Source organism: Mesorhizobium sp. NPDC059054, from assembly GCF_042739215.1.
Taxonomy (GTDB): Bacteria; Pseudomonadota; Alphaproteobacteria; order Rhizobiales; family Rhizobiaceae; genus Mesorhizobium.
Window position 1 is genome coordinate 177,974 of the sequence record NZ_JBHYHV010000008.1, and the last position, 15,477, is coordinate 193,450.

The 15,477-nt window shown below is 63.6% G+C and carries 14 protein-coding genes; 5 read left to right on the forward strand and 9 right to left on the reverse strand.

Features of this window, described 5'->3' with window-relative positions; genetic code table 11:
• Positions 1-5: 5 nt before the first annotated feature.
• The 9 genes from ACFWXH_RS29185 to ACFWXH_RS29225 all read right to left on the reverse strand — a co-directional run bounded on the left by ACFWXH_RS29185 (position 6) and on the right by ACFWXH_RS29225 (position 10,117).
• Entirely contained in the window at positions 6-845 is an 840-nt protein-coding gene (locus ACFWXH_RS29185) for a class I fructose-bisphosphate aldolase (protein WP_379124933.1), read from the reverse strand.
• A complete protein-coding gene (locus tag ACFWXH_RS29190; protein ID WP_379124934.1) occupies positions 836-2,554 on the reverse strand; it encodes a glycerol-3-phosphate dehydrogenase/oxidase in 1,719 nt (572 codons plus the stop codon). The genes ACFWXH_RS29185 and ACFWXH_RS29190 overlap by 10 nt, the downstream gene beginning before the upstream one ends.
• A gap of 19 nt (positions 2,555-2,573) precedes the next feature.
• Positions 2,574-3,569 carry an aldo/keto reductase gene (locus ACFWXH_RS29195; protein ID WP_379124935.1) on the reverse strand — a complete coding sequence of 332 codons (996 nt, stop codon included), beginning with the start codon at positions 3,567-3,569 and terminating at the stop codon, positions 2,574-2,576.
• The gene (locus tag ACFWXH_RS29200; protein ID WP_379124936.1) at positions 3,566-4,546 is read right to left on the reverse strand and encodes a sugar-binding transcriptional regulator; all 981 of its coding nucleotides are present in this window, start codon (positions 4,544-4,546) and stop codon (positions 3,566-3,568) included. The genes ACFWXH_RS29195 and ACFWXH_RS29200 overlap by 4 nt, the downstream gene beginning before the upstream one ends.
• 11 nt (positions 4,547-4,557) lie before the next feature.
• Positions 4,558-5,541: an ABC transporter permease gene (locus ACFWXH_RS29205; RefSeq protein ID WP_379124954.1), complete on the reverse strand. Its 984-nt coding sequence runs from the start codon at positions 5,539-5,541 to the stop codon at positions 4,558-4,560.
• Positions 5,542-5,557: 16 nt separating this feature from the next.
• Positions 5,558-7,096 carry a sugar ABC transporter ATP-binding protein gene (locus ACFWXH_RS29210; RefSeq protein WP_379124937.1) on the reverse strand — a complete coding sequence of 513 codons (1,539 nt, stop codon included), beginning with the start codon at positions 7,094-7,096 and terminating at the stop codon, positions 5,558-5,560.
• A gap of 79 nt (positions 7,097-7,175) precedes the next feature.
• A complete protein-coding gene (locus ACFWXH_RS29215) occupies positions 7,176-8,207 on the reverse strand; it encodes a substrate-binding domain-containing protein (RefSeq protein ID WP_101938087.1) in 1,032 nt (343 codons plus the stop codon).
• A gap of 175 nt (positions 8,208-8,382) precedes the next feature.
• Positions 8,383-9,588, reverse strand: a complete 1,206-nt coding sequence (locus ACFWXH_RS29220) for an MFS transporter (protein WP_379124938.1) — start codon at positions 9,586-9,588, stop codon at positions 8,383-8,385.
• A gap of 49 nt (positions 9,589-9,637) precedes the next feature.
• The gene (locus ACFWXH_RS29225) at positions 9,638-10,117 is read right to left on the reverse strand and encodes an RrF2 family transcriptional regulator (protein ID WP_379124939.1); all 480 of its coding nucleotides are present in this window, start codon (positions 10,115-10,117) and stop codon (positions 9,638-9,640) included.
• Positions 10,118-10,287: 170 nt separating this feature from the next.
• Here ACFWXH_RS29225 and ACFWXH_RS29230 point away from each other — a divergent pair, with 170 nt between their 5' ends.
• The 5 genes from ACFWXH_RS29230 to ACFWXH_RS29250 all read left to right on the forward strand — a co-directional run.
• The gene (locus ACFWXH_RS29230; protein WP_379124940.1) at positions 10,288-11,319 is read left to right on the forward strand and encodes a P1 family peptidase; all 1,032 of its coding nucleotides are present in this window, start codon (positions 10,288-10,290) and stop codon (positions 11,317-11,319) included.
• A gap of 229 nt (positions 11,320-11,548) precedes the next feature.
• The gene (locus tag ACFWXH_RS29235) at positions 11,549-12,868 is read left to right on the forward strand and encodes an NAD(P)H-dependent oxidoreductase (protein WP_379124941.1); all 1,320 of its coding nucleotides are present in this window, start codon (positions 11,549-11,551) and stop codon (positions 12,866-12,868) included.
• Between the two features lie 12 nt (positions 12,869-12,880).
• Positions 12,881-13,915 carry a thiamine pyrophosphate-dependent dehydrogenase E1 component subunit alpha gene (locus ACFWXH_RS29240; RefSeq protein WP_379124942.1) on the forward strand — a complete coding sequence of 345 codons (1,035 nt, stop codon included), beginning with the start codon at positions 12,881-12,883 and terminating at the stop codon, positions 13,913-13,915.
• Entirely contained in the window at positions 13,915-14,913 is a 999-nt protein-coding gene (locus tag ACFWXH_RS29245; RefSeq protein WP_379124955.1) for an alpha-ketoacid dehydrogenase subunit beta, read from the forward strand. The genes ACFWXH_RS29240 and ACFWXH_RS29245 overlap by 1 nt, the downstream gene beginning before the upstream one ends.
• 2 nt (positions 14,914-14,915) lie before the next feature.
• Positions 14,916-15,477, forward strand: a 562-nt coding sequence (locus tag ACFWXH_RS29250) for an E3 binding domain-containing protein (protein WP_379124944.1), incomplete at its 3' end; no start/stop codon positions are given.

Genomic DNA, 15,477 nt, shown 5'->3' on the forward strand with positions numbered 1-15,477 from the left:
AGGCATCACGCTGCGTTGTACAGGTCCCAGGCCTTGGCGCCATCCGCGTTGTCGTGGATGATCGCCATCAGGCCGCGCACCACGGCGCTCGGATTGGCATGCTGGTAGATGTTGCGGCCGTAGACCATGCCGAGCGCACCTTGCGCCATCAGCGCCGCCGACTTGTCGAACACGGCGTGCAGATCCTCCTTGCCGCCGCCGCGCACCAGCACTGGGCAGCGTGCCGCTTCGACGACGCGATGGAAGTCTTCAGCCCGGGTGGTCGGGTCGGCCTTGACCACATCGGCGCCCATCTCGCGCGCCAGGCGCGTCAGCGTCACGATCTTCTCGGCGTCGCCGTCCACCATGTAGCCGCCCTGTTCCACCGGCAGCATGGCCAGCGGTTCGATCATCAGCGGCATGCCGTATTTCTCGCAGTCGGCGCGCACGCGGGAGATGTTCTGCACGCATTGCTTGAACAGGTCCGGCTCGTCGGGCAGCATGAACAGGTTCACCACCACGCAGGCCGCATCCATCTCGATGGCGCCGATCAGCGGCTCGGCCTCGTTCTGCAACACAGCCCACATCGCACGATGGCGGATCCTGTTGTAGGGGTTGCCCATGTCGAGGCGCATGACCAGCGCCGGCTTGTCCTTGCCTGGCACATCCTGGAGCAGGTCGGCCTGGCCGTAGTTCATCTGGATGGCATCGGGGCCGGCCTTGACCAGTCTGTCCACCACGCCGGCCATGTCCTCCAGCCCGACCAGGAAGCTCGGCTCGTTGCACACGCCATGGTCGATGGCGACGTCGAGGCAACGGCCGTTGCCGAACAGCCTGTTCATGCGGACTTTTTTGTTCACGCGCATATCGCGCTCCTTTTGTTGTCTGTCTCGGAGGGATTGGAGAGGTCGACGCCGTGCTGGTGTTTGAGCAGGGCAACAAACGCGGCATGCTCCTGCGCGGCCTGCTTGGCGTTCCACGCCTTGTGGGTGGCAAGGATATCGAGCACCGCGTCGACAAGCTCGGTCGTCAGGCCGCCGGTGATGGCGATGGTGGTGCGGCGCAGGAAGATGTCGGCCAGCGTTTCGACCTGCTCGCGCTCCACGATCAGCCGGATTTCATTGTGACTGTAGCTGTAGCCGGGCAGCATGGCGTCGGCCGTCTTCGAGATCTCGTCGGCGACGGCACGGGCAGAACTGCCGTAGCGTTCGAGCAGCGTCTGCGCGCGCGCCTTGCTGATCTTGTATTCGGATGCCAGGGCTGCGCACCATGTCGCCGTATCTGTGGGGAAATCCCGACCACCGCCGATCGCCAGGTCTTCGGTACCGACTTTGCGTGTCAGGCCCAGTCGCTCCAGCGCCATGTCGGCGGCCAGCGCGCCGAAAGAACGGAAGGTGGTCCATTTGCCGCCGATCATGCACAGCGTCGCCGGCAGCGTGCCGGTCGCCTCGACGAATTCGCAGAAATGATCGCGCGGGATGCGGCCGGTGAAGCTATCCTCGCTTGCGGGCAATGGACGCACGCCGGAGAAACGGAAGACGATCTCCTCTTCGGCTATTGTGATCGACGGAAAGACGAAGGCGAGTGACTGCAGGATGTAGCGCAACTCGTCGTCCTCGCAGCGCACCTGGTCGGGATCGTCGACGCGGATGTCGGTCGAGCCGATCAGCACTTTGCCGAGATAGGGGAACAGGATGCAGATGCGCCCATCCTCATTCTCGTAATAGATCATCTGGCCGGCGAGCGCGTCGTGGAGTTCCTGGTTGTCGACGATGATGTGTGAGCCTTTGGTGCCTCCCATCATGGTTGGCGTGGACGCACCGATCGCCTTGTTGGTGAGATCGATCCAGCCGCCGGTAGCATTGATGACGAGGCGAGGGCGCACCGGCAGCGTCTCGCCGGAGATGGTGTCGGTCAGCGTCAGGCCGTCTGCATCGGAACCGACCTGCGCATAGTTGAGCGCATGCGCGGTGGGCGAGGCTGCCATGGCGTCGTGCAGCATTTCGAGACCCAGCCGCTCCGGCCTGCTCACCCAGGCATCGTAATAGGTCGCCGAGCTGCGCGTCGCCGGGTTGATCGCCGGCCATGTCTCCAGCGTTTTCCGGGCACCGCGGAAACTGTGCACCGGCATCAGCCGGCGAGACGCGGTGAAAACGTCGTAGAGCGTCAGCCCGGCCTTGATGACGATCGCTCCTCGCCGGCTCGGGCGCCGGGTGAGGCCGAGGAAGCGCACCGCGCCATTGGCGATGCCGGAGAAGATGTCGAAGATCGGCACCGTGGTGGGCAGCGGCGCGACATAATGGGGAGCGTTGCGCAGCAGCCGGTCGCGCTCGAGCAGCGATTCCTTCACCAGCTTGAATTCGCCGTTTTCCAGATAACGCAGGCCGCCATGCACCATGCGCGAGAGTGCTGCACTGGCGCCGCTGCAATAGTCGCCCTTTTCAGCCAGCAGCACGTCGACGCCCTGCAAGGCCAGCTCGCGGAAGACGCTGATGCCGTTGATGCCGCCGCCGATCACCAGCACGGCAATATCCGGCCGTTCTCGCAGCGCGGCGAGTGTTTCATTGCGCTTCATGGCAGAATGTCTCGCTTAATCAGGCATCCAACTGGGTCAGATGCGTGGCTATCGCTTTGTCTATGGCGGCCAGTTCTCCTGGGTTGAGCCTGACCTCTCCGGCGCGCGCATTGTCGAGCGCCTGTTCGGGATTGCGGGCCCCGCACAGCGCGAAGGTGATGCCGGGCTGCGCCAGCGTCCAGGCGATGACGATCTGCGCCATCGAGGCCTTATGCTGATCTAAGATCGGCTGGATCGCCTGCTTCAGCCCCGCCACCTTCTGCCGGTTGGACGCGGAGAAGCGCGGATTGTCCTTGCGCTGGTCGTCGCCGGAGAAGGCCCGGCCGGGATCGATCGAGCCGGTGAGCAGGCCGAGCGCCAGCGAGGAATAGCTCAGCGTCGCCACATTGTGTTTCTGCGTGATCGGCAGCAGCGTGCCTTCGATCTCGCGGTCGATCATCGAATAGCGTTCCTGGATGGCATCGAGCTGTCCCGCGGCAACGTATTGCTTGAGCTCTTCGGCGTTGACATTGCTGGCGCCGATCGCACGGATCTTGCCGGCAGCCTTCAGCTTCTCCAACGCGGCGACCGTCTCCGCGATCGGTGTCGTCGGATCCTGCCAATGTGTGATGTAGAGGTCGATATGGTCTGTGCCGAGCCGGCGCAGGCTCTGCTCCACCTCATAGGCGATGCCGTCGGCGCCGAGATAGCGGTGCACCGGCTTGCCGTCCTGGTCGAAGAAGTGGTTGCCCTTGCCGGAATGCCAGTTCAGGCCGCATTTCGTGGCGATGACGACCTTGTCGCGCTTGCCCTTGATCGCCTTGCCGACGATCTCCTCACTGCGGCCGAGGCCATAGGCGGGCGCCGTGTCGATCAGGCTGACGCCGGCATCGATCGAAGCCTCGATGGCCTTGATGGAAGCCTGCTCGTCGGTGCCGCCCCACATCCAGCCGCCGATCGCCCAGGTGCCGAGGCCGACGGCGGATGCCTGGATGCCGGATGCGCCGATGGCGCGCTGAATCTGTCTGGAACTCATGCTGCTTCTCTTTCGGCGAGGTCGAGGATGCCGAGGCCGGTGGCCTCGTCGGTGACGATGATGTCGAGATGGTTGCCGCGCATGGCGGACAGGATCGGCGCGACCTTGCTCTGCCCGCTGGCGATGCCGATCGAGCGCGGGATGGTGGCGAATTCGTCCAGCGTCAGCGAAACCAGAGAACGGTTCAGTGTGTAGTCGCTGAGCCTGCCGTCCCTGTCGATCAGATGCGCCAGCAGTTCGCCTGAGGCGCCGGAACGCTCGATGGCCTGGCGGTCGGCGCTGGAGGAGGGGTGCAGGTCGTAATAGGAGGAATCGTCGGTCAGGATCGAGCCGACGCCGACCACGGCGATGGTGGCTTCGCGCGCCCTGCGGAAGACGTCGGCCACGGCACGCACGCCCATCAGCATCTCGCGCTGTTCCGGCGTATCGGCGAACAGCGGTGCATGGATCTGGTAGGCGCGGCCGCCGAGTTTGTCGGCCATCAGCGAGGCAACGTGGTTGACGTCGGTGTAGTGCTTGCCCTGCACCAGTCCGGTCGCCGGGATCACCTCGACATCGTAGCTGCGGCCGGGCTTGAGGCCGGCGACCAGCGCGCTGACGCCCTTGCCGCCGGTGATCGAGATGGTGTCGCCGTCCTTGATCGTCTCGAGCAGCAGATCGGCTGCCGCTTCGCCGACGCGCTGCAATGCCGTCTGCGGGTTTTCCGAAACTGTCGGCACCACCACCGCGCGTTCGATGCCGCCAAGCCCGACCAGCCGCGTTTCGAGGTCGACCAGATGGTCGATCGGCGACTTGATCTTGATCTCGACGAGGCCGAGCTGGTGGCCGCGCTTGATCAGGCGGTTCACCGTCGCATGCGAGATGCCGAGTTCCTTGGCGATCTCGGCCTGGGTCTTGCCCTCCATGTAGTGGAGGACGAGCGCCTGGTGCATCTGGCGCACGGTCGAGATGTCGTCGCGTGTGCTGGGAGGTGCCATGGTGTCGCGCCTCAGGACTTCTTGGCGTGCAGGAAGTGGTCGGCGGATACCGCGGCCAGCAGGATGCAGCCCTTGATCATGTCCTGCCAGTAGACGGAGATGTCGAGCAGGATCAGCGAGCTGGTGACCACCGACAGCAGCGCGATGCCGAGGATGGCGCCGAAGATCGTGCCCGAGCCGCCTTTGAGCGAAGCGCCGCCGATGACCGCCGCCGCGATGATGTTCAGTTCCATGCCGGCACCGAAGGTCGGCGTCGCCGCGCCGAAGCGCGCCATGTAGATGACGCCGGCGACGCCTGAGAGCGTGGCGCACAGCACCGTCACCCAGAACTTCACCTGGTTGGTCTTGATGCCGGAGAACTGCGCCGCCTTCTCGTTGGAGCCGGTGTAGAATACCTTGCGGAAGGCCGTGGCGCGCCGCAGCAGGAAGTCGAAGATCGCCACCACGACCACGAAGATGACGATGACATAGGGGATGCCCTGGAAGCTACCCTGGCCGATCGCCTTGAACTCCGGCGGCAGCGTGAACAGCGACAGCGGCGTGCCCTTGGTGATGACCAGGCACAGTCCGCGCACGATCACCATCGCGGCCAGCGAGGTGATGAAATGGTTCAGCCCGACCACCGTGACGAAGAAGCCCATCACCGCGCCAATCAGCGCGCTGACCGCGATACCGATCAGGCTTGCGGTCCACGGGTCCAGCCCCATCAGGAACAGGGCGCCGGAAACCACCATGGAAAAGCAGACCACCGAGCCGACCGACAGGTCGATGCCGCCGACGATGAGCAGGATGGTCATGCCGACCACGACGATGCCCTCGATCGAGAAGCTCATCAGCATGGCGCGGAAGTTGCCCCAGGTCAGGAAATGCGGCGATGCGAAGCTCATCGCGATGCACAGCGCCAGGATGATCACGATCAGGCCGGCCTCGCGCATCGAGGCAAGCCGGGCGAAGCTGGAACGGCTCGGGCCCGTGGCCTTGATGTCGGCATGCATGACGGTTTCTCCCGCTCTAGACATGGTTCACCTGTCCTTGATTTGTTGCGCCTGGCTGCACGCCGGAGGCCAGCATGATGATGGCTTCCTCGTCGAGTTCGCCCGCGCCGAGTTCGCCAGCGATCGCGCCTTCGCGCACGACCAGGACGCGATCGCACAGGCCGATGAGTTCGGGCAGCTCCGAGGAGATGACGAGGATGCCGACACCCTGGTTGGCAAGATCGCGCAGCAGGCGGTGGATTTCGACCTTGGCGCCGACATCGATGCCGCGCGTCGGCTCATCCATGATGATGACCTTGGGCGAAACCGAGAGCTGCTTGGCGATCGCCACCTTCTGCTGGTTGCCACCGGAAAGCGTCGAGACAGGTGCATCGATGCCGGCCATGCGCACGCCGAGGCGCTTGGCGAGGGTGGTCGCCTGATCCACCTCGGCGCGACGGTCGAGCAGGCCGAAGCGGCCGGTGAGCTTGCCGAGGTCGAGCGCCGAAACATTGGCAGCAATCGAGAGATCGAGGAACACGCCGGAACCCTTGCGGTCCTCGGAAAGGTAGACGAGGCCGGCCTGCACGGCGTCGGCATAGCTACGGATGGCGAGAGGCTTGCCGTCGAGCGCAACGCTGCCGGTGCTTGCCTGCCGCAGGCCGCAGATCGTCTGTGCGATCTCGCTGCGGCCGGCGCCGATCAGGCCGCCGATGCCGAGGATCTCGCCAGCCTTCAGGTCAAGGTCGACATTGGCGAATCGGCTGCCGTCGGAGAGCCCCTTGACGGAGAGCAAGGTGCGGCCGGAGACGGCATCCACGGGAAGCTTGTCGGGGTAGAGCTGGGTGATCTCGCGTCCGACCATCTTGCGCACGACATCGTCGGGGGACGTCGACGCGATGGTTTCGGTCGCGACATAGCGCCCGTCACGGAAGACGGTGACGCGGTCGCAGAGCGAGAAGATCTCGGCCATGCGGTGGCTGATATAGATGACGGAGATGCCGCGCGTCTTCAGGCCGCGCACGATGGAAAACAGCCGCTGGGCTTCGGTTTCGGTCAGCGCCGCGGTCGGCTCGTCGAGGATCAGCACTTTGCAGTCGAGGGTGAGCGCCTTGGCGATCTCGACCAACTGCTGGCTGGAAATGGAAAGGTCGGCGACCTTGGTGCGCACCGGAATGGGCGCGAGCTGGTTCATCGCCTTTTCGGCCTGCGCATAGACTTCGCTGTAATTCATCAGCGGGGCGCGGCGGGCGTTGATCGCCGCCATGCAGATGTTTTCGGCCACCGTCGCGTCCTGGCAGAGCGCGATCTCCTGGTGCACGAGCGCGATGCCGAGTTTCTGTGCCATCGCCGGCGAAGCGATCGTTACCGGCAGGCCGTCGATCAGGATCTCGCCTTCGTCGGGATGCAGCACGCCGCCGATCATGTTCATCAGCGTCGACTTGCCGGCGCCGTTCTCGCCGCAAAGCGCATGCACCTCGCCGCGCCGCAGCTCGAGCTCGACGCCGCTGAGCGCCTTGACCGGGCCGAACGCTTTGGAAAGGTTGCGGATCTGAAGGACGGGCGCGTCGGTCACGCCATGCTCCTGCGAAAGATTCTGAAAGGATGCCGGAAGGGACTGTCCCTTCCGGCCAGTTGGTGGTTCAGCCCGAAGCTTACTCTTCGATGCCCTTGGTGCCACGCCGCTTGAGATACTTGTCCCAATAGAAATCGTCAGCGTTGTCCTTGGTCACGATCGAGAAGCCATTGTCGACGAACGGTACCTTCATGGCGTTGGTGCCGGCGCGCTTGGCGTCATTCATCGGATCGATCAGCTCGGGGTGCTTGGCCAGCCAGAGCAGCATGAAGCCCATATAGCCCTGCATGCCCTGGTTGGGGTTGACCGAACCGAAGATCTCGCCGGCCTTGATCATGTCGAGGATCTTGGCGTTGACGTCGGCCAGCATGACCTTGATCTTGCCGCCGCCTTCCTTGGCCGCCTGTGCGGCGCCGATCGCCGAATTGGCTTCCGGCATGAAGACGGCGCCGAGATCGGGATGCGCCTGGGCGAGGCTGAGCACTGCCTGATAGGCCTTGGTCGGGTCCTGGTTGGAAGCAGCGCGGCCGACGAGCTTCATATCGGGCCACTTGGCTTCCATGCGGGCGACGAAAGCCGAAACGCGCTTGTCGTGATTGTCCTGGCCGGGGTTCTCCAGCACGGCGTATTCGCCCTTGCCGCCCATCGATTCCGCGACGGCGTCGGCAGCGTAGGTGCCTTCGGCAACGTTGTCGGAGGTGATGTAAGAGACACGCTTGGAATTGGGCGAGTCGGCCGCGAAGGTCACGACGGCGGTGCCCTGGTCGATGGCGCGGTTGATCGGCTCGATGAACGGATCGGAGTTCATGGGGTGAACCAGAATGCCGGCCGGCTTCTGGGCTAACGCCTGGTCGAAGCTGGCGATCTGCTTGTTCACGTCATATTCCGGCGTGCCAGTATAAGCGGTTTCGCAGCCGAACTGCTGGCCGGCCTGCTTGAACATCTCATAGACCGGAAACCAGTATTCGACGCCCGACACCATGACGTTCATGACGTATTTTTCGCCGGGCTGGCATTTGAACGGGTTGGCGGTTTCAGCAAGTGCCGGGGCCGAACTCATGAAGGTCGACGCCGCTGCCGCCATGGCGAGCGTGCTCAGAAATTTGCGCAAGTTTCCTCCCTTGGCCGAAGCCATTCCTCAAGAACCGTCGCGGCGCCTCTGCGCCGTTCCATGGATTGATTGCAGCCGGACTTCCTCCCGAAGCCGGCAACTGGATCATTGCAGCACGCGACGATACTGTCAATAAAATTCATATACTGAAATATATTTCATTCAAGTGACGTGACTACATCGCGTCATGGCGGGCGGTCAGCAGAACATAGACAAAAGCCACAACGGCCAAGGCGCTACCATACCAAAGCATAACCGTTACGCCGCTACCAAGCGCATGGCTGCCGATCGCGGTGCCGAGGGCGATCCCGAAATAGATACCGGAGGAGTTCAAGGCCACGACCAATGGCGCCTCATGCGGGGCGGCGGCGATCAGCCGATGCTGCTGTGCCGGCGACTGTGCCCAGCTGCTGGCGCCCCATATGGCCATAAGCAGCGCGATCACAAACGTCCCGTTTATCGCTGCCGTTCCGGTGAATAGCGCTAACCCGGTGAGGGTGAGGGTCATCGCCGCATAGGCAGCGACCAGCACGGCGATGGGACCATAGCGGTCTGTGCCCCAGCCGGAGAGGTAATTGCCGGCGACCGCGCCGAGCCCGTAGATCAGCAGCATTGCGGTTATTGCAGGCGCGGAGACCTGCAAGGTCTCCAGCACCTGGATGGTAAAGGCATAGGGCGTATAGCAGGCGGCCATGCCAAGCACTGTGAGCGGCAACACCAACATCACACCAGGTCGGGCCAGGACGGATAGTCTCTGCTTCAACGTCACCGACGGATTGCCGGGCAGTTTCGGCATGATGGCAAGAACACCGAGAGCCGCGACGAGCGAGATCACACCGACAAGGACAAGTGAAGCCCGCCAGCTCATCGTTGTTGCTGCTATGCGTCCCAGCGGCACGCCGAGCGCCGTCGCAACCGTCAGGCCGCCGATGACGACGGCCAAGGCGCGGGCGCGGAGGTTTGACGGAACGATTGCAGCTGCTACCGCTCCGGCATTTGGCGTGTAGGCGGCGGCCGCCGCTGCCGCGGCGACGCGGGTTAGAATGAGGGTGCCGAGCGTCGGCGACAAGGCGGAAGCGATGTTGGCGAGACCCAGAAGCGCCAGCGCGACGACCAGGAGCCTGCGGCGTGCGATGGTTGATGTGATTGTCGCGATTACGGGCGCGAGCAGCGCATAGGCCAGCGCGAATGCCGTAACGGAGTGGCTGGCCATGGACGGCGTCACCGAAAGGCTTGCTGCCATATCAGGCAGGAAGGCCGATACGATGAAGGCATCCGTGCCGACGGCGAAGGTGCCGAGAGCCAGGATGAAGGTGGGGCCAAGACCCCGTGCCGATGACGTTTCGTTCGTGTTGTCATTCTCGGTCTGGATATTTTTCATCTAGATTCAAGTCCGTCGAAATCGCTTGGAGGAAGAGGTTGGGGGAATATCAGCGGGCGCGCGGTGCGTACCAGCAGCGCATGCGTTCAGCGCCTGCCGGAGGAGCGGCTTTCACCAGATCCAGGATGGTTTGGGCGGCAAGCTCGCGCCGCCATGCGGCCTCTGCCCGTCCCATAGCGATGGCAATGCCGCAGGGTAGGGCGAACTCACCGGGTTTTGCTGCCGCGCCGGCACCACGGCGCCGGATTTCGGCGCAGCGGAAGGCGCCGTCCGAGCCTTCTATTGCGGTGACCACGTCAAGCAATGTGATTTTCTCCGGCTTGCGGGCCAGCCGAAAGCCGCCTTTCGCGCCTGCCGTGGAAACCAGGATGTCGGCTCGCACCAATGCCTGCAGGAACTTGTTGAGGTAATGCGAGGGAATGTCGAAGGCGGCCGCCAGCGTTGACGTCGGCACCGCCGTCTCGTCACCAAGCCAGACAAGGGTCAGGCAGCAGTGAAGCGCCCATTCAACCCCTTCGCTCATCTTCATGATCGTATCCTCGATATTATCTGGTTATTAAATATCTAGATTTGCGTCAGTGCGCAACAGCCAGTTGGCTGGTTTGGGCGGTCCAGCTCGGTCCCGTGCTTGCAGGAACGGGACTATTTCTGGCAACTGGTCGGGCTGCGGTACGCACCCGCAACGGAACAGGAGTCGCGATGACCGTCAGCATCAAGGATTTTGGTTTGGCTTGCGGTTCGCTGCCTTCCGGCATGCTGAATGCCATCACCGATGTGCCCGGTGTCCGCGTCGGTCATGTCACGCTGCGCGATGGCGATATCAACACCGGCGTTACCGCCATCCTGCCGCATGGCGGTAATCTTTTCCGCCAGAAGACGAGGGCGGCATCCGAAGTCATCAACGGTTTCGGCAAGACGGTCGGGCTGGTGCAACTGGATGAGCTCGGCACCATCGAGACGCCGCTGCTTTTGAGCAACACGCTTTCGGTCGGCATTTGCGCGACCGCATTGATCCGGCAGGCGATCCGGCAGAATCCGGACATCGGCCGGCGTACCGGCACCGTCAATCCGCTCGTCGCCGAATGCAATGATGGCCCGCTCAACGACATCCAGGCGCTCGCGATCGGCGAAGCCCATGCACTGGCCGCGATCGAAGCCGCCAGCGAAGGGCCTGTCGAGCAGGGCAGCGTCGGCGCCGGCACGGGCATGACCTGTTTCGGCTTCAAGGGCGGCATCGGTACCGCGTCTCGGCGCGTCGTACTCGATGGCCACGATCATCATCTTGGCGCACTCGTTCTCTCAAACTTTGGCAGGGCAGGCGATCTCGTCCTGCCCGACGGTCGTCGTCCCGATACTCGCCGGCCGTCCGAAGCCGAGAGCGGGTCGGTGATCATCGTGCTGGCCACCGACGTGCCGCTCGAACACCGGCAGCTGAAGCGTGTCGCCCGTCGCGCCGGCGCCGGCATTGCCAGACTTGGCGCGTTCTGGGGGCATGGCAGCGGTGACATTGCAATTGCTTTCTCGACCGCCGATCCGGTCGACCACGACGAGAAACGCGGTCTGGTTCCGGTCCAGGTGTTGAATGAGTCGCGCATCGACCTGCTGTTCCAGGCTGCCGCCGAGGCAACCCAGGAAGCGGTGCTGAATTCGATGCTTGCCTCGCCTGCTTTCAAAGGCAGGAACGATGCGCGCCGTCCATCCTTGGCGGAGTGGCTGCGGGCAAACGTCTGAGCCTCTTTCTCCTTTAAGGAGAGTGGCGGTGCGCCGTTCTGCACATATGTTGAAAAGGGATGCAACCTTCGCGGGCGAACCGCGGAGGACGCACGTCCGCGCCATTGGCCATCATCCCCATAAACCCCTCACCAACACGGAAGTTTGTGGACATTAGTCTTGACAGAAATACATATGTTCAATACCCGTCAGGCATCTGAATAGCCTGCATGTGGGAGGAGTGACTGCTATGGCTTCCAATATTGCGTTGACGGGTCTGGCCCGTGATCTCGAGGAGCGCGGCAAGTCCGGAAAGCCGATCCGCATCGGCCTGATTGGCTCGGGCGAAATGGGCACCGACATCGTGACGCGTGTCGCGCACATGTCCGGCATCGAGATTGGCGCGATCTCCGAACTGAACATCCCCAATGCCCATAAGGCTGTCGACATCGCCTTCCAGGAAGGCGGTCATTCGAAGGAAGTGTCGAATGCTTCGGCCATGATCGAGGCGATGGAGGCCGGCAAGGTTGCCGTCACCAACGACGCCGACCTCATCATCAACAACGATCTGATCGACGTTGTCATCGATGCCACCGGCGTGCCGGCTGTCGGCGCCGAGATTGGCCTGCGCGCCATGGAGCACGGCAAGCATCTCGTCATGATGAATGTCGAGGCCGATGTCACCATTGGCGCCTATCTGAAAAGCGAGGCCGACCGCCTCGGCGTCACCTATTCGCTCGGCGCCGGCGACGAACCATCCTCCTGCATGGAACTGATCGAATTCGTCTCGGCGATGGGCCATCCCATCGTTGCCGCCGGCAAAGGCAAGAACAACCCGCTCAACATCGATGCCACGCCTCCCGCCTATGAGGAGGAAGCGGCGCGCCGCCACATGAATGTGCGTATGCTGGTCGAGTTCGTCGACGGTTCCAAGACCATGGTCGAGATGGCGGCCATCGCCAATGCCACCGGCCTCGTGCCCGACAAGGCCGGCATGCACGGTCCGGCCGCAACGCTCGGAGAGCTCAACAAGGTGCTGATCCCGGAAAAGGACGGTGGTGTCCTCTCCAAGGTTGGCGTCGTCGATTATTCGATCGGCAAGGGCGTTGCGCCGGGCGTCTTCGTCGTCGCCGACATGTCGCATCCGCGCGTTTCGGAACGTATGGAAGATCTGAAGATGGGCAAGGGCCCGTATTTCACCTTCCATCGTCCTTACCACCTGACCTCGCTGGAAGTGCCGCTCACCTGCGCCCGCGTCGTGCTCTACGGCAAGGCCGACATGGTGCCGCTGGCCAAGCCCGTCGCCGAGGTCTGCGCCGTCGCCAAGAAGGATATGCAGCCGGGCGAAAAGCTCGATGCCATTGGCGAATATTGCTACCGCGCCTGGATCATGACCGCGCCGGAAGCACACGCCGCCAAGGCCATCCCGTGCGGCCTGTTGCAGGGCGGCTCGGTGACGGCGCCGATCAAGAAGGGCGAACTGATCACCTACGCCAACGCCGCTCCGGCGCCAGGCTCCAAGATCGCCGAGCTGCGTGCCCGGCAGGACAAGCTCGTCTACGGCAACTAAGGAAGCATCATCATGGCCACCGCCAGGAAAGCCGCCAACAACGAGGCGGCGCAACCCAACCTGCCATTTGCCTTCCGAAAGTACACGGCTGAGCAGCTGCGTGAAGTGCTGCACAAGATGTACCTGATCCGCCGCTTCGAGGAGGGCGCTGAAGACGCCTATATGCGCGGCCTGATCCACGGCACCATGCACCTGTCCATCGGCCAGGAAGCCAGCGCCATGGGCATCTGCATGCCGCTCACCGATCAGGACCAGATCACCTCCACGCATCGCGGCCACGGTCACTGCATTGCCAAGGGCGCGGATGTGAAGCGCATGTTTGCCGAATTCTTCGGCAAGACCACTGGCTACTGCAAGGGCCGTGGTGGCTCCATGCACATCGCCGACGTCACCAAGGGCAATCTCGGCGCCAACGGCATCGTTGCCGGCGGCATTCCGATTGCGGTCGGGGCTGCCCTTGCCGCCAAGAAGCTCAAGACCGGCAAGGTCGCTGTCTCCTTCTTCGGCGACGGCGCCAACAACGAGGGCGCCTTCCATGAGGCGCTCAACATGGCCGCCGTATGGAAGCTGCCGGTGATCTTCGTGTGCGAGAACAACGGCTACGGCATGTCGACCTCGACCGAGCGCTCGACGGCTGTGAAGAACATCGCCGACCGCGCCGGCGCTTATGCGATGCCGGGCGTCATCGTCGACGGGAATAATTTCTCCGAAGTGGCCGAGGCCGCCAACGCCGCTGTTGACCGTGCCCGGGCCGGCGAGGGTCCGACGCTGATCGAATCCAAGACCTACCGCTACCGCGGTCACTCCAAAAGCGATCGCAACCGCTACCGCACCAAGGAGGAGATCGAGGACTGGATGGCCAACCGCGATCCGATTGCGCTGTTCGAAGCCGAACTGAAGGAGTTCGGCATCATCGACGACGCAGGCATCGAGGCGGTGCGCGAAGCGGTGAAGAAAGAGATTGCCGACGGCATCGAGTTCGCCAAGGACAGCCCGAGCCCGGAAATCCGCGACCTTGAGAATTACGTCTATACGGAGGTTGCGTGATGGACGTCGCCGTGCGTGAGCTGAGTTATGCCCAGGCCATCCAGGAAGCCATGGCGATCGCCATGGAGCAGGACGAGCGCGTTTTCCTGATGGGCGAGGACATCGGCGTCTATGGCGGCGCCTTCCAGGTCACCGGCGATCTGGTCGAGCGTTTCGGTTCCGAGCGCGTCATGGACACGCCGATCTCGGAACTGGGCGGCGCGGGTGTCGCCGTTGGTGCGGCCCTGACCGGCCTTCGTCCGATCTTCGAGTTCCAGTTCTCCGATTTCGCCACGCTCGCCATGGAGCAGATCGTCAACCAGGCCGCCAAGATGCGCTTCATGCTGGGCGGCGAGGTTTCGGTTCCTGTTGTGATGCGCTTCCCCGCCGGTTCCGGCACGGGTGCCGCCGCGCAGCACAGCCAGAGCCTGGAAGCCTGGCTTGGCCATGTGCCTGGCTTGAAGGTGATCCAGCCGGCGACCCCGCATGACGTGAAGGGCATGCTGCTGGCGGCCGTGGCCGATCCCGACCCGGTGATGATCTTCGAGCACAAGCTGCTCTACAAGATGAAGGGCCCGGTGCCGGAAGGCCATTACACCGTGCCGATCGGCAAGGCCGATGTCCGCCGCCAGGGCCGCGACCTCACCATCGTGGCGACCTCGATCATGGTGCACAAGGCGCTTGAAGCGGCCGCCGCCCTGCAGGTCGAGGGCATCGACATCGAGGTCATCGATCTGCGCACTGTGCGCCCGATGGACAAGCAGACCATCATCGACAGCGTCAAGAAGACCTCGCGGCTTCTCTGTGTCTACGAGGCGGTGAAGACACTGGGCATCGGTGCCGAAGTGAGCGCCGCGGTCGCCGAAAGCGATGCCTTCGACTATCTCGACGCGCCGATCGTGCGCCTGGGCGGCGCCGAAATCCCGATCCCGTACAATCCGGAGCTCGAAAAGGCGACGGTGCCGCAGGTGCCGGACATCATTGCGGCGGCGCGCGATCTCGCCAAGGGAAAGCGCTGACGATGCCGGTCGAAGTCATCCTTCCCAAGGTCGATATGGACATGGCGACCGGGCAGATCTCGCGCTGGTTCTTCGAGGAAGGCGCCACCGTCAAGCAGGGCGATGTCCTGTTCGAGATCGAGACCGACAAGGCGGCGATGGAAATCGATGCGCCGGCTTCCGGTACGCTGCGCAACATCACCGGCAAGGAAGGTGTCGACATTCCGGTCGGCGCGCCGGTGGCCTGGATCTACGCCGAAGGCGAGGAGGCCGTGGCGCCTGCAGCGCCGGCTGCAACTGCATCAGCACCCGCCGAACCACAGCCTGTCGCGAACGGCAGGGTCGAGACACCGATGTCCTCCTCCCAGGACAAGGCCGCGCAGACCGCGCTTGCCGTGCAGGAAACGCCTGCGCCGGCCGGCGCGGTCCGCGCCACGCCGTTGGCACGCCGCCTGGCGCGGGAGGCGGGGCTCGACCTGGCGGGCATCAGCGGTTCCGGCCCGCATGGGCGTGTGGTGAAGGCGGATGTCGAGGCGGCGATTGCCGGTGGTGGCGTGGCGAAGGCTGCTCCAACTGCGGCGCCTG

What these genes read in the sequence shown, in the direction of transcription:
- ACFWXH_RS29185 (WP_379124933.1), bottom strand. Translation starts at nt 845, where the DNA reads ATGCGCGTGAACAAAAAAGTCCGCATGAACAGGCTGTTCGGCAACGGC.
- ACFWXH_RS29190 (WP_379124934.1), bottom strand. Translation starts at nt 2,554, where the DNA reads ATGAAGCGCAATGAAACACTCGCCGCGCTGCGAGAACGGCCGGATATT.
- ACFWXH_RS29195 (WP_379124935.1), bottom strand. Translation starts at nt 3,569, where the DNA reads ATGAGTTCCAGACAGATTCAGCGCGCCATCGGCGCATCCGGCATCCAG.
- ACFWXH_RS29200 (WP_379124936.1), bottom strand. Translation starts at nt 4,546, where the DNA reads ATGGCACCTCCCAGCACACGCGACGACATCTCGACCGTGCGCCAGATG.
- ACFWXH_RS29205 (WP_379124954.1), bottom strand. Translation starts at nt 5,541, where the DNA reads ATGCATGCCGACATCAAGGCCACGGGCCCGAGCCGTTCCAGCTTCGCC.
- ACFWXH_RS29220 (WP_379124938.1), bottom strand. Translation starts at nt 9,588, where the DNA reads ATGAAAAATATCCAGACCGAGAATGACAACACGAACGAAACGTCATCG.
- ACFWXH_RS29225 (WP_379124939.1), bottom strand. Translation starts at nt 10,117, where the DNA reads ATGAAGATGAGCGAAGGGGTTGAATGGGCGCTTCACTGCTGCCTGACC.
- ACFWXH_RS29230 (WP_379124940.1), top strand. Translation starts at nt 10,288, where the DNA reads ATGACCGTCAGCATCAAGGATTTTGGTTTGGCTTGCGGTTCGCTGCCT.
- ACFWXH_RS29235 (WP_379124941.1), top strand. Translation starts at nt 11,549, where the DNA reads ATGGCTTCCAATATTGCGTTGACGGGTCTGGCCCGTGATCTCGAGGAG.
- ACFWXH_RS29240 (WP_379124942.1), top strand. Translation starts at nt 12,881, where the DNA reads ATGGCCACCGCCAGGAAAGCCGCCAACAACGAGGCGGCGCAACCCAAC.
- ACFWXH_RS29245 (WP_379124955.1), top strand. Translation starts at nt 13,915, where the DNA reads ATGGACGTCGCCGTGCGTGAGCTGAGTTATGCCCAGGCCATCCAGGAA.